We start from the raw sequence: 13861 nt of genomic DNA, 5'->3' as shown, positions 1-13861 counted from the left end.
CCTGAAATTTCGCATATTGTACGAAGACATACCTTACAAAACGCTGTTTTCATGGTGTCAAGTTTACAAAATGTAACTGAATTGACATACATCAAGAAGATGAAAGCACAAGTTTTTTGGCATTTTGAGAAACTTTTTCAGGATATTTCTCGCCTATCTTCTTTTATTTTTGTATTTTTGCACGAAAATATATAATATAAGGTACGCGCATGAGAAAAATTCTTTATTTCATGATCGCCCTCACCGTCCTCAGCTTTGCATCATGCAAGGATACCGAAGGCTCTATCGGCGACCCTATCATATCCAACGGGCAAGACCGTGACACAGATATCATTACAGGCGATGATTATGTCTATCATCTGCCTGTCATCTTCCATGTCTTCTACAGTAACACCACGCAATACATTAAATATGACCGCCTCAAGGAGATTCTCTCCAACGTGAACGAACTTTACCAGGGTGATGTATACAACTATCAGATGGATACCATCCCGAGCGAGAACCTGCATATCCTGTTCGAACTGGCTGAAAAGGATGAGAGCGGCAAGAGACTCAGTACACCGGGTGTGGAATATATCAAGGTTTCAGAATCAGAGTTCGACTGCGAGAGTTTCATGAAGGACAAGAAGTATGTACAGTACTGCTGGGACCAGAACAACTACATCAATGTGATGGTATATGCCTTCAAGAAGACCGATGAAAACAGCACCACGCTGGGCATCAGTCATCTGCCTTACCAGGTAGGCGGCTATCCACAGATAGATGGTTTGAGCAATGGCAAGAACTATCCGCTGAGCAAACCGGGCAAATTTCCATATTGCGTTTCGCTCAATTCTATCTATGTGGGAAAGAAGAATGAAGGATCCCGGTATACTGAAGACAAGTATAACAGGAGATATAAACCCGATATGTTTGACCCGAATGCTACTTTAGCTCACGAACTGGGTCATTATCTGGGTCTCTTCCACTGTTTCTCTGAGAAAACAGTAAAGGGCAAATCAGAGGCAGCCGATGATGATGACGACTCAGACTATTGCGATGATACGCCTAGCTACAACCGAATAGAATACGGCAAGTGGCTGACAAAATATATCAGTGATGCTAAAGCCAACAATAAGGATACTTTAGACATGAGAGAGGTGGCCATACGCACCAACAGCAAGGGTGAGAAATGGCAGTCAGACAATCTGATGGACTACAGCATCTGTTACAGCATGCGATTCACCCCAGAACAGGCAAACCGCATCCGCCAGGTTCTGTATTATTCGCCCCTGATACCGGGTCCGAAGAAGATTCGTCCGAGAACCCGTGCATGGGATGAGATGCCGGAAACAGAAGATGACCTCCCTATCCGATATGCCAAGGAAAAGGCTGTCTGCATCAAGGACATCCGGATATTGAAGGCTGAGAAATAGCAAAATCAGGAAAAAGAGTATTAAAAGAAACAGAAACAAGAAGAAAATGAAATATACAATCAAGGCTCCACGCCAACTCAATGCAAGTATCAACTTGCCAGCTTCCAAGAGTATCAGCAACCGTGCATTGGTAATCAATGCCATGGCGGGATGCAAGTTGCAGCCCCGCAACCTGAGCGATTGCGATGATACAGAAGTCATCATTTCGGCACTGCGCGATATGCCTGATGTCATCAACATCAAGGCTGCCGGTACCGCCATGCGCTTTATGACCGCCTATCTTTCTGCTACACCGGGCGAGCATACCATCACAGGTACCGAGCGCATGCAGAACCGCCCTATTGCTATCCTGGTAGATGCCCTGCGCTACCTCGGAGCTGATATACAGTATGAAAAGAAAGAGGGCTATCCTCCACTCCACATCGTAGGTAAGCCACTGGAAGGCGGACATCTCGAAGTGGTGGGAAACATCAGTTCGCAGTATATCTCGGCGCTGCTGATGATTGGTCCTATCCTGAAAAACGGTCTGGAACTGAAACTGACGGGCGAGATTGCATCACGTCCTTACATCGACCTCACGCTGTGGACGATGCAGAACTTCGGAGCCAGTGCCGAATGGACCGATGTGGATACCATCACCGTAAAGCCACAACCTTACAGCTGCGTAGCCGACTACACCATCGAGAATGACTGGAGCGCTTCTTCTTACTGGTATGAAATGATGGCGCTGAACGGAAACCCTGATTCTGAGGTAAGACTCGAAGGTCTGTTCGACAGTTCCAAGCAGGGCGATTCTGTCGTGAAATACATCTTCAGTCTGCTGGGCGTGAAATCAGAATTTGAGAACCGTGATGTTCTTTCTCCTGTCAAGTTGAAAGTCCAGCGCTGTCTCTTGCCTCGTTTCGACTACGATTTCAGCGGTTCTCCAGACCTAGCACAGACCATCGTTGTAGCCTGCTGTGCCCTGGGCGTAAAGTTTAAGTTCACCGGCCTTGCCAGTCTCAAGATCAAGGAGACCGACCGCATCGAGGCATTGAAGAAGGAGCTGAAGAAGGTGGGTTACGTGATTTATGACGAGAACGATAACACGCTGATTTGGGATGGCGAGACTTGCGAGCCTAGTTTCGAGCCTATCGACACCTACGAGGACCATCGCATGGCACTTGCCTTCGCCCCTCTTGCCTTCAAGTTCCCTCAGATTGAAATCAACAATCCTGAGGTAGTGAGCAAATCCTATCCTCATTATTGGGAAGACCTGGAGAAAGTTGGGTTTGAGATAGTTGAAAGTTAATAGTTAATAGTTAACAGTTTATGCTATATTTAGTTTTGGCCCTGGTGGTCCTAGGCTTGATAAGCGCCATTTTTGGCATCATTTCTCATCGCAAGGGAGAGGGTGAAGAACCGCTGCAGGAAGGAGTTTCATGCAATACCTGCAACGGAGAGAACTCCAAATGCGAACAGGAATGCATGATGGAAGCCGCCACCAAGGAAATAGAATACTACGATGACGAAGAACTCGACCGGTTTGCAGGAAGAGCTGCCGACGACTATACCGATGATGAGGTAGAGGAATTCTCGGAAGTGCTCTATACGATGCAGCCAGACGAGGTGGCGGGATGGAATCGAAGTCTGATACTGAGAGGCATCAACCTGCCTAACCAGATTAAGGACGAAGTCATCAGTTTTTTAAGTTAAACATGCAATGCGCAAAGTTCAAAGTTCAAAGTTCAAAGTAAAGACATGGATATACTGCAATATACATTTTTTCAGAACGCGCTGATTGGCGCCCTACTGGCAAGTATTCTGTGCGGCTTTGTAGGCACCTACATCGTCACACGCCGGCTGGTTTTCATCAGCGGTGGCATTACGCATGCCTCTTTTGGCGGCATCGGTATCGGCGTATTTGCAGGCATCAACCCCATACTCTCTGCCATGGTATTCGCCATCTTGAGTGCCTTCGGCGTGCAATGGGTATCACGGAAGAAAGATGTGCGCAAAGACTCTGCCATCGCCATGTTCTGGACCCTGGGCATGAGCGTGGGCATCATCTGCTGCTTCCTTACTCCGGGATTCATGCCTGACCTGCCCTCTTTCCTCTTCGGAAGCATACTTGCCATCGACAGCACAGACCTCTGGCTTCTGGCAGGTCTTACCCTGTTTGTTGCAATACTGTTCACCTTTCTGCTGCGTCCTATCCAGACCATCGCATTCGACAGCACCTTTGCCAAATCGCAACATTTGCCGGTTACAGCGATAGAATATATGATGATGACGCTCATCGCCATGACCATCGTGGCAACCATCAAGATGGTGGGCATCGTACTTGCCATCAGTCTGCTCACCATACCACAGATGACTGCCAACCTCTTCACCTACAGCTACAAGCGCATGATAGGAGCCAGCATCGTGATAGGCTGCATCGACTGCATCGTGGGTCTCTATGCCAGTTATCTGCTCAATGTGCCATCAGGTGCAACCATCATCTTCGTCAGCATCATCCTGTTTGCAGCAGCAAGGATACTGGCAGCCAGAAAGCACTAAGGCTTTCACACGCCCTAAAAGAAAAATTTTAAATAAAGAAGAAACTTATGTTGAAGCATTTCCCATTCAGAAACCTCTTGCCAGCTATGGTTATCCTTGCCTTTGCAGTGACCATAGCAGGATGTTCTGCGCAGAAGAATACGGCGAAGAGCAGATGGTGGCATGCCTTCAACGCCCGATACAACACCTATTATAATGGGACCGTAGCCTATATCGAAGGCTCGCTCGAAAAGGAAAACGGAAATAAGGACAATTACTCTGAAATGATTCCTTATTATACGGTTGGCAACAAGAATAGCCGCGAACTGGGCAAGTCGAACTACGACCGCGCCATCGAGAAATGCGAGAAAGCCATTCACCAGCATAGCATCAAGCGCCGCCCGGTATGGGACAAGAAACGCCGCAAGACAGCCAAAGACCTGGAATGGCTGCAACGCCGTGAATATAATCCGTTCCTCTGGAAGGCATGGATGCTGATGGGGCGTTCCCAGTTTTTTGAAGGCGATTTCCAGTCGGCAGCAGCTACATTCGCCTATATGAGCCGCCTCTACGCTACCCAACCCGGCATTTACGGCAAGGCACGTGCCTGGCTCGCCAAGAGTTATCTCGAATCGGGATGGATATACGATGCCGAAGATGTAATCCGTAATATCGAGCGCGATTCCATCCACTGGCGTGCCCAGAAGGAATGGGACAAGACCTATGCCCTCTACTATCTGAAGACCGGACGCTATCAGGAGGCCGTTCCGTATCTCCGCAAAGCCATCGGCTATGAGATGCGACGCAAGCAGAAAGCCCGCCTCTGGTATCTGATGGGACAGGTAGAAGCACTACAGGGACATACCCAGAATGCCTACCGTGCCTTCAAGCATGTCATCCGTCTCAATCCGCCTTACGAACTGGAGTTCAATGCCCGCATCTCCATGACCGAGGTACTGGCAACCAACAACTCCCGGAAGATGGTATCTAAATTGAAGCGAATGGCAGCGAGCGACAAGAATCAGGAATATCTCGACCAGGTTTATTATGCCATCGGCAACATACATCTCAACCAGGGCGATACCCTTCAGGCTATTGCTGCATACGAAAAGGGTGCCGCGAAATCAAGCCGAAACGGAGTAGAGAAAGGTGTATTGCTGATGCATCTGGGCAATGTATACTGGCAATGCCACCGATATGGCGATGCCAAGCGATGCTATGATGCAGCCATCGGACTCCTAGACCAGGACCGCAAAGACTACAAACAGCTCTCCGACCGTTCGAAGGTTCTCGATGAACTGGTGCCTTATACCGACGCCATCCATCTGCAGGACTCCCTGCAATCACTTGCCCGCATGAGCGAAACAGAACGGAACGTCGCCATTGACAAGGTGATAGATGCCCTGAAAAAACAGGAAAAGGAAGAAAAGAGAAGACTTGCCGACCAGGAATTGGCAGAACAGCAGGGCAACTCTGACTTCGGAAGAAACAACGGCAATGGTTATAACAGCAGAAATAACAGGAATCAGGGAAACAGCAATGCCTCATCCGGCTTCGGAAACGGAGCCATGGGCAACGGCGGTTTCGGCAACACCAATACCTGGTATTTCTATTCCCAATCTGCCGTAGCCCAAGGCAAACAGCAGTTTGAGCGCCTCTGGGGCAAACGAAAGAACATAGACAACTGGCAGCGGAGTAACCAGACCGTAGTAGCCGATGCCAAAGGTGTAGAAGAAATGACTGATGAACAGCGCGATTCACTCCTCAACGAGGCACAGAAGAAAGACCTTGAGAAGGAGAAAGAGAAGAATCTGAGTGCAGAAGAAGATCCGCATCAGCGTGCCTACTATCTCGCTCAGATTCCGCTCACCGAAGAAAAGATGGCAGAAAGCAATCAGATTCTGGACGACGGACTGCTGCATGCCGGCATCATTCTGAAAGACAAACTCAATGATCTGGACGAAAGCGAACGCATGCTGCAGCGACTGGTGAAGAAGAACGCAGCATACGAACATCTCGATGATGCCTACTATCACCTCTACCTGCTCTACAACATCAGGAAGCAGCCAGCCATCGCCAGCCGCTATCTCGACCTGTTGAAAGCGAATTATCCGGAGAGCCAATGGACCGCCCTGCTCACCTCTCCTTATTATGAGGAAGATGCGAAGATGGGCATTCATCTCGAAGATTCGCTCTATGCTGCCACCTACGATGCCTTCAAGGCTAACCTCTATAATAAGGTGGTACACAACAGGGCTATCTCTGACAAGCGCTATCCTGAAGGAGCCAACCGCGACAAGTTCCTCTTTATCGGCGGACTCACCCAGCTCCACGAGGGTAATATCCAGGCTTGTCTTGATGATATGCAGCAGGTGGTAGAGAAATATCCGAACAGTCGACTCAGCGAAATGGCGGGAATGATTCTCAACGGAGTGAAAGCCGGCAGACAGCTCAAGGGCGGCACATTCGACCTGAGCAATGTATGGTCGCGCCGCAACGCCGTACTCAATGATGATGTCAAATCCAAAGCAAAGGTATTCAGCATTGAGCGCAACGAGCCGTTCGTCTTCATGCTCGCCTACGTTCCTGATTCTGTAAACGAGAACCAGTTGCTCTTCGAGATGGCGAAATATAATTTCACCTCCTATCTCGTGCGTAATTTCGACCTCGTCATTGACGAGCAGAATGGTCTGCACCGCATGCAGGTAAAGGGATTCCGCAATTACGACGAAGCACGCCAGTATGCTAACGACATCTACCAGCATCAGGCCATCACCCAGCTCCTCTCAAAGGGAGCCCGTGGCATCGTAATCAGCGAGCCAAACCTCCTGCTGCTGGGCACTAGTCTGAGCTACGACGACTATACCCTCTTCTATACCCAGCATCTGGCACCGCTGAAAATCAGCAAGGACCCACTGCTTGAAGAACCGGAGGAAATCATCCAGCAGGAAAAGACTGATGATTCAGAAGAAAATGAAGAAGAAACCGGAACTGCCGAAAGCGGAACAACCGGATTCCAAGAAACCGATGCGGATATAAAGGAAGAAAAAGCACCAAATACAACTTTCGACAACGACGACAGTCTGGATTTGGACAGCGAAGAATATGATTTAGATGGATTTTAGTGAATAGTTATCATGTTTAAAAAGACAGAAACAGAACTTATCCTTCAACTCAAAAAAGGATCTATGAAGGCATTCGATGAAATCTACGGGCTGTATGCCCGCAGACTCTTTGCCTTTTGCCTGAAATATACCAAGTCGAAGGAGAATGCCGAAGAGATCATGGAAGATACCTTCGTGTGGCTCTGGAAAAACCGAAGCACGCTGGAAGAGGCAGACAGCGTAAAGCCGCTGCTCTTCCTCAGAGCCAAGCATTACCTCATCAACGCCTACAGGAAGGTCATCAATTCGCCCGTATACGAAGACTACATGGACTATCTTGACCATCACAACAGCACCACTGCAGACAGCCAGTTGGAGTATGATGATTTCGTCAGACAGCTCAACCAGATGCTTGCCAAGCTGCCCAAGACGCAGCAGGAAATCATCCGACTCTCCAAGTTGGAGATGCTCAACAATCAGGAGATTGCCGAGAAGCTCAACTATAGTGAACAGACCGTTAAGAACCAGCTGTCCATGGGGTTGAAACAGCTCCGACAGCTTATCAACAACCGCACCAACCTGATGTGGCTCTTGTTTTTAGTATAATTTAACGGTACATTCTCTACCGAACCGTGTATAATCTAAAAAAAGATTGTTTTATGTTAGACGACATCAAGAATAGTACAGACTTAGCTAATCTGAAGGAACGGATCAACAACTGTTCTGATGAAGAATTAGCAGCAGCCATGGAAGAGGAATGGCTGCACGGCATCATCCCGGATAGCGGTATCTCTGACGAAGATTTGGCACGTATCAAGGCCGAAATTCATGAACAGATAGGAACCCGTAAGCAATTCACCCTGAAGCGCGTCCTCAAGTGGACCCAGATAGCGGCAGCTATTGCCCTGCCTATCTGCATGGTGATTATGGGAATGATGTATAAGGAAAACAAGCAATATGCCGCAATTCCGCTGACAGAAATCACCACCCAGGAAGGCGAACAGGTGAGCATCACCCTACCCGACAAGAGTGTGGTAGCGCTCAATTCGCTCTCCAGCATCAAGTATGCACCACAGGATTTCTGCAAGGACAATCGCGAGATTGAATTTGAAGGCGAAGCTCACTACAAGGTAGCCAAAGACGCCCGACATCCGTTCATCATCCACATGCAGGAAATGGAAATCAAGGTATTGGGCACTGAGTTTAACGTCATCAACAGAAAGAAAGAACAGACTGCAGAAGTTGCGCTGCTCAACGGTAGCGTGATGCTCACTTCCCTTGCCAACGGCAGCACCTATACGATGAAGCCAAACGAAATCGTAGTGGTGAACAAACAGACTGGAAAGATGGATATCCGCGAAACATCGCATATCGAGGATGCCTGTGCATGGCAGAAGAAGCAGCTGGTATTCCGCGATGCATCGCTGGGCAGAGTCATCAGAAGCCTGGAGAAGAATTACGGAGTAGAGATTGCTGTAGAAATGGATACCATCGAACCTTTCACAGGAACCTTGCCGAACAACAGCCTCACCGAGGCGCTGCAGATTGTCTCTGAAGCCTATCAGGTGAAGTTCTGCAAGACACCAGCCGGAAAGTATGTTTTGAGATAATATACACACACGCTTTCCAAGCGTATGGAATTTGCTTATTACAGTACATCATTTAGGGTAAAAATAAGCCTTTGAGCTATCATTTCCGATATGCTCAAAGGCTTTTTTATTTAGGCCTTAAGCTGTGCCAAATCCCGTTGGCATGACGTTTAACACATGAGAATCTCGTTTATTTTCCATAATCATTGTACATCATAATCAGGCAAGCGGCGCTCCAGCTGAAGTGGGAAGCCTGCATTGGCTTGCCGGTATGCGTGTCATAATTCTCATAGATTGGGGTACCTGCCGAAATGCCCTGCAAGTTGCGGAACACCTGGTCGGTATAGGCATCTGCCTTCTTCTTCTCACCATAGTTGCGATAGCCCTTGATGCCATAATAGGTCTGGTCGAGCCAGATAGGACCGCGCCAGTAACCCTGTGGATTGTACTTCGGATTATCGGCTGCTATCGTCGGGAATGGGATGAAGGTAGAAAATTTCTTCTTGTTGTCGAGCAACTTTCTTGCCTTGGCAAACTGCTTAGGCGTTGCTATGTTCGCCCAGAAAGGAATATAGCCCTCACAACCTGCTTCACGTACAAAACTTCTGTCGCCATCCAAACGGCGGTCGTAGAAGAAGCCATCTTTCTGGTCAAAGAAATAATCGGCAACCAGTCCACGATAGTCAGGCAAGTCGAAAGGCTCGCCCAGCAATCCGGCAAACTTCTTGAGCAAGGTATACTCCAGCGAGAGATAAGCATTCAGGTCAACACTCTCCTGGTCTGTACTCCATGCATCCTTGCCGTTCTGCAACATCTTGGTGCCGTCGAAACGGATGGCATTATCCATACCGCTCTCCCAGGCAGCTGCCTCCAGGGTTCCATCCACCGAACCGAACTCACAGATATGGTTCTTGTCATGATCCCTCTTCTCATACCACCACTTATGATATTTCAGAAGCTTCGGATACATCTCCTTTACGAAAGCCAGATCCTGGGTATGCTCGTAAATCTCGTTCACCGCCCAGGCTGCCAGAGGAGGCTTACTGTCGCGGTAGTTGTTCTCTGAAGCATCCGGATAGATGCAGTCGATAATCATGCCGTCTGGCTGCTGGTAGTCGAACATCACGCGGATGTTATCCTTCGCCAACTCTGGGAAGAAGGAAGCCATACCGGCAGAGAAACGCCAGCAATCCCATGCCCAGCAACCTACGAAATAGCCAACAGCATGACTAGGCACGATACCGTCATGATACAGGGCACCTCGCTTGGCACGCCAGTTGGAAAGCAGGGTGACGATGGATTTCGCAGCCACCCGGTTGTATTCTGCTGGCATATCATCACGTATCACCTTCTTCAGATAACCGTTCCAGCGCTTCTCGTTTTCATCGAGTGCAACCTTCGGATTGGCAAGCAGACTGGCTGTATGCACATGCTGAACCGAAGCCTCGGTATCCTGCTCTACTAGCGAAATGGCGATGGTGAGCTGCTCTACACCTCTTGGCACAGTAGCCAGATAGTTGTGGTCGGTATCAGTCACCTTAACCTCCTGAGGGAAGTCGATGATGACGCGTTCACCGTAGAAGTCACCGATGGTAACACGGTTCTTGTAACGTGATACATTGGCGCGAGTACTGATGCTGTCGGCAGTAAACGTGAACGGAACCTTAGACGGATTGGTAACTGTAAGCAACGCCGTACGGGCATCTACAAACTGCAGACTCTCATGGATATCGGCACCATCCTTCTTCAGACTCATCCTGATTTCGCCCGGATAATAGCTCTGTTCCTGCACGGTACCATCAATGAGAGATACCAGCGAACGGGCATACCAGTTGCGGTAATAGATACTGAAAGGTCCGCAGAAGCCTGCGGCAGGTTTCTCCTTCTCTGAGAGGGTGAACCCCATCCATGAACCCATATCCGTGAAGCATCCGTTCTGACGGCGGGGAGCACCCGGTGTCAGCTGGATGTCAAGAATATCCTTATACTCCTGACGGGTGGTCTGTGCCATGCCGTCCATAGACAGCATGGCAAGCCCCATAGTCAGTATAGCTATAGACTTAGTCTTCATATCGTTTATTTTAAGTTCTTAATAGTAAAGCTATAGCTCCACTCCTTTGGTGTGATGGTATATTCCGGATGCACCATAGCGCCCCAGGTATTATCGCCACCAACACCCATCTGCAAATGGTCGATGTTCACCCAGACCATGTCCTTCTTGTCAACACAGCCGCCATGACGGTGCTCGATGGTAGAAGGAACATAGAGGAGATCATCCTGTGGGAAGTTCCAGGCACTTACGCTCAATGGCTCAGCACCTTCCACCCTGATACCGGCTCCAGCCTTCGAAGCGAGGGTGAACCAGCGTACATCACATTTGTTGGCGGTTTCCTGTGCTCTTACGTATGGATGATACTGCTCCCATACGCTGGCAGAATACTTACCGATGAGGTAACCGCTCTTACGGTCGGCATAGTTCTCCTGCGGACCTCTACCCAACCAGGTCATCTGGTCGTAGTCGCCCTTCAGAATCATGCGCATACCGAGACGAGGCATCTCCGGCAGCGCCTTGTTGCCAGGCATGAAGTGCATGTTCACCTCTACATTTCCATTGGCAAGCATCTGATAGGTAATCTGCATCTGAGATTCCTGCTCAGGCATATCGAAGTCTGCGATGACGGTAGCCTTCTGGTTGTCTGCCTGGGTCTTGATGCCCTTCAGTACCATCTTCTTTCCAGCCTCACGCCAGGTAGCGCAGCGTTCCTGAGTGCCGTTAGCCACATCGTTGTCGGTAATACCGCGCCAGAAGTTTGGCTGCAAACCAGCCAGCAGCATTTCCTTGCCGTCATATTTCAAAGAGGTCATCTCGCCGGTCTTCTTAGAGAAGCTGATGCTGAAATCCTTGGTCTTTCCCTGGATGGTGACGGCATCTTCTGTCTCGGTCTTCTCTATCTGTCCGCTTACCTGTTCCTGAGCCTTTTCCAGTCGTACAGGCAGCTGCATCTGCTCGATGGCTACCTCGTGACCTGCAGGAACAGCTCCGGTAGCCTGCTTGCTGAAGGCGCGCAGGGTGAGGAAGTATTCCTTGTTGTCGGCAGCAGGAAGAGTGCCCATCGGTATCTCCATCTCCTTAGCCTGATGAGGCAGGAGGGTTGGGAAGTTCATCTTGCCGCTTCTGATGGTTTCACCGTTGGCTTCTACTGCCCAGAAGAGTTGATAATTGTCAAGCGTGGTATAGTCGAATCGGTTGGTTACCTTGATGCGGTTCTGCATGAAGGCTACTGGCTCGAAGGCGATGTTCTGGTAAACTTTCTTCACCTCCCAGATATGTGGATGCAGCGAGCGGTCGGCTGCTACAAGTCCGTTGGCACAGAAGTTGGAATCGTTTACTACACCTACGAATCCCATATCGCCACCATAAGCCCAGTATTTGTGTCCCTTGTCATCGGTCTTGGCGATGGTCTGGTCTACCCAGTCCCAGATGAAACCACCCTGCAACTGGTCGTATTTGTAAATCAGATCCCAGTAATCCTTGAGATTACCCTCGCTGTTACCCATGGCATGGGCGTATTCGCAGAGAATCAGCGGACGCTCATCACGCTGGTTGACATGGCGGCGCAAAGACCAGATGCGGGCATACATCGGACAGTAGATATCCGACTTGGCGTAGTAACCGCCGCCCTCATACTGTACCGGACGGGTTGGATCCATCGCCTTGCTCATATCGTAGAGTTTCTCGAAACTCTTGCCATATCCGCTCTCGTTACCCATAGACCAGATGATGACGGCGGTATGGTTGCGGTCGCGCTTGATCATGCGGTACATGCGATCGTGGAAAGCAGGATACCAGTCTTCTCTGTCTGCCAGCTGCTTATATTCTGTATCCAGAATACCATGACATTCGATGTTTGCCTCGCCCACCATGTAGAGACCATACTTATCGCAGAGCTGATACCACTCCGAATAGTTTGGATAGTGAGAGGTACGCACGGCATTGATGTTGAACTGCTTCATCATCTTCACATCCTTCACCATCTCACCGATGCTGAGGGTTCTGCCGTGTACGGCATTGTGCTCCTGTCGGTTTACACCCTTGATGGTGATGGCAACACCGTTTACCAGAAGCTGTCCGTTCTTCATTTCGATGGTACGGAAGCCGAAAGGCTGAGCCACACTCTCCTCTACCCTACCATTCCTGTCGGTAGTATTGATGACGAGGGTGTAGAGATAAGGGCTCTCGGCACTCCAAGGCTGCACGCTCTTCAACAGCTTTTCGAAATGAATCAAGGTATCAGCAGGTGAGGTGATGCTCTGGATTTGTTTGAAGAGAGATTTACCTGTTGCCGAAAGCACTTTCACCTCAACCTTCTGACCCTTCTGTGGATTGAGCATATTCACATCGAGTGTGAAATTGCCATCCTTATATTGATTGATTAGTTTATTTCCCAATACGTAGTCGTTCATTCTGCTCTTAGGACGAGCCTGGATGAACACATTGCGCTCTATGCCGCTATACTTCCAGTAGTCCTGGTCTTCCAGATAACTGCCGTCGCTGAAGCGGAACACCTTCATGGAAAGGCGGTTCTTGCCCTTCTTCAGGAACTTGGAGATATTGAAGTGGGCTGGCAGACGGCTATCTTCACTATAACCCACCATCTTGCCGTTGATCCAGAGATAGAAGGCTGATTCTACACCTTCGAAATCCATGATTACATCCATGCCCTTCCAGTTTTCAGGCACGGTAAATTCGTGTACATAATGTCCTACAGGGTTGTAATCCTGTGGTACGAAAGGAGGATTTGCCTTGAAAGGATAGGTTACATCGGTGTAGATTGGCGCATCGAAGCCCTGCAACTCCCAGCTGCCAGGCACATTGATATTCTGCCAATCGCTTACGTTATAGGATGTCTTGAAGAAATCGGTCAAGGCAAGACTCGGATTCTTCACCAGTTTGAATTTCCATACACCATCCAGCGAGCGGCGGCGCTCATTCTGGGTGTTCAACTGGAAACGGCGGGCGTCATCCATCTTCAACTGTGCCAAGGCTCCGTTCTCGCTTGTAAAAGGCAAGTAATGAGCGGTCATCGGCATGCGGTTGATATGGGTCACGGTGGCGTCCTGCCAAGGGTCTGAAGCTGCTGGCTGCTTACCATCCTGAGCCGCAAGGGCTACTGAGGTATGGGCACAGCACAGGCTCAGACATATCATGAATGAACTGAAAATATGTCTCATA

Annotated in this window: 9 protein-coding genes; 7 read left to right on the top strand and 2 right to left on the bottom strand. The window is 49.2% G+C overall.

Features of this window, described 5'->3' with window-relative positions; all coding sequences use genetic code 11:
- Positions 1–209 precede the first annotated feature (209 nt).
- The 7 genes from ONT19_RS15295 (at position 210) to ONT19_RS15265 (ending at position 8649) form a co-directional block, all read left to right on the top strand.
- Entirely contained in the window at positions 210–1415 is a 1206-nt protein-coding gene (locus tag ONT19_RS15295) for a zinc-dependent metalloproteinase lipoprotein (protein WP_264953264.1), read from the top strand.
- Between the two features lie 46 nt (positions 1416–1461).
- On the top strand, positions 1462–2706 hold the full coding sequence (locus ONT19_RS15290; RefSeq protein ID WP_264953263.1) for a 3-phosphoshikimate 1-carboxyvinyltransferase: 1245 nt from the start codon (positions 1462–1464) through the stop codon (positions 2704–2706).
- A 20-nt stretch (positions 2707–2726) separates the two neighbouring features.
- Positions 2727–3110, top strand: coding sequence for a hypothetical protein (locus ONT19_RS15285; RefSeq protein ID WP_264953262.1), 384 nt, complete (start codon positions 2727–2729; stop codon positions 3108–3110).
- Positions 3111–3155: 45 nt separating this feature from the next.
- Positions 3156–3956 (top strand): metal ABC transporter permease, encoded by an 801-nt coding sequence (locus tag ONT19_RS15280; protein WP_118151638.1) that lies wholly within the window; start codon positions 3156–3158, stop codon positions 3954–3956.
- A gap of 47 nt (positions 3957–4003) precedes the next feature.
- On the top strand, positions 4004–7060 hold the full coding sequence (locus ONT19_RS15275; RefSeq protein ID WP_264953261.1) for a tetratricopeptide repeat protein: 3057 nt from the start codon (positions 4004–4006) through the stop codon (positions 7058–7060).
- Between the two features lie 63 nt (positions 7061–7123).
- Positions 7124–7645 (top strand): RNA polymerase sigma-70 factor, encoded by a 522-nt coding sequence (locus tag ONT19_RS15270; RefSeq protein ID WP_264953260.1) that lies wholly within the window; start codon positions 7124–7126, stop codon positions 7643–7645.
- Between the two features lie 53 nt (positions 7646–7698).
- Positions 7699–8649 carry a FecR family protein gene (locus ONT19_RS15265; protein ID WP_264953259.1) on the top strand — a complete coding sequence of 317 codons (951 nt, stop codon included), beginning with the start codon at positions 7699–7701 and terminating at the stop codon, positions 8647–8649.
- A gap of 169 nt (positions 8650–8818) precedes the next feature.
- Here the strand turns inward: ONT19_RS15265 and ONT19_RS15260 are convergent, their stop codons facing one another.
- Both ONT19_RS15260 and ONT19_RS15255 read right to left on the bottom strand, forming a co-directional pair.
- Positions 8819–10699 carry an MGH1-like glycoside hydrolase domain-containing protein gene (locus tag ONT19_RS15260; RefSeq protein WP_264953258.1) on the bottom strand — a complete coding sequence of 627 codons (1881 nt, stop codon included), beginning with the start codon at positions 10697–10699 and terminating at the stop codon, positions 8819–8821.
- 5 nt (positions 10700–10704) lie between these two features.
- Positions 10705–13860 carry a glycoside hydrolase family 2 TIM barrel-domain containing protein gene (locus ONT19_RS15255; RefSeq protein ID WP_437183486.1) on the bottom strand — a complete coding sequence of 1052 codons (3156 nt, stop codon included), beginning with the start codon at positions 13858–13860 and terminating at the stop codon, positions 10705–10707.
- Between the last annotated feature and the right edge of the window lies 1 nt (position 13861).

The sequence above is a fragment of the Segatella copri genome, from assembly GCF_026015625.1.
Classification (GTDB): domain Bacteria; phylum Bacteroidota; class Bacteroidia; order Bacteroidales; family Bacteroidaceae; genus Prevotella; species Prevotella copri_H.
This window is presented reverse-complemented; position numbering and strand designations above follow the sequence as displayed.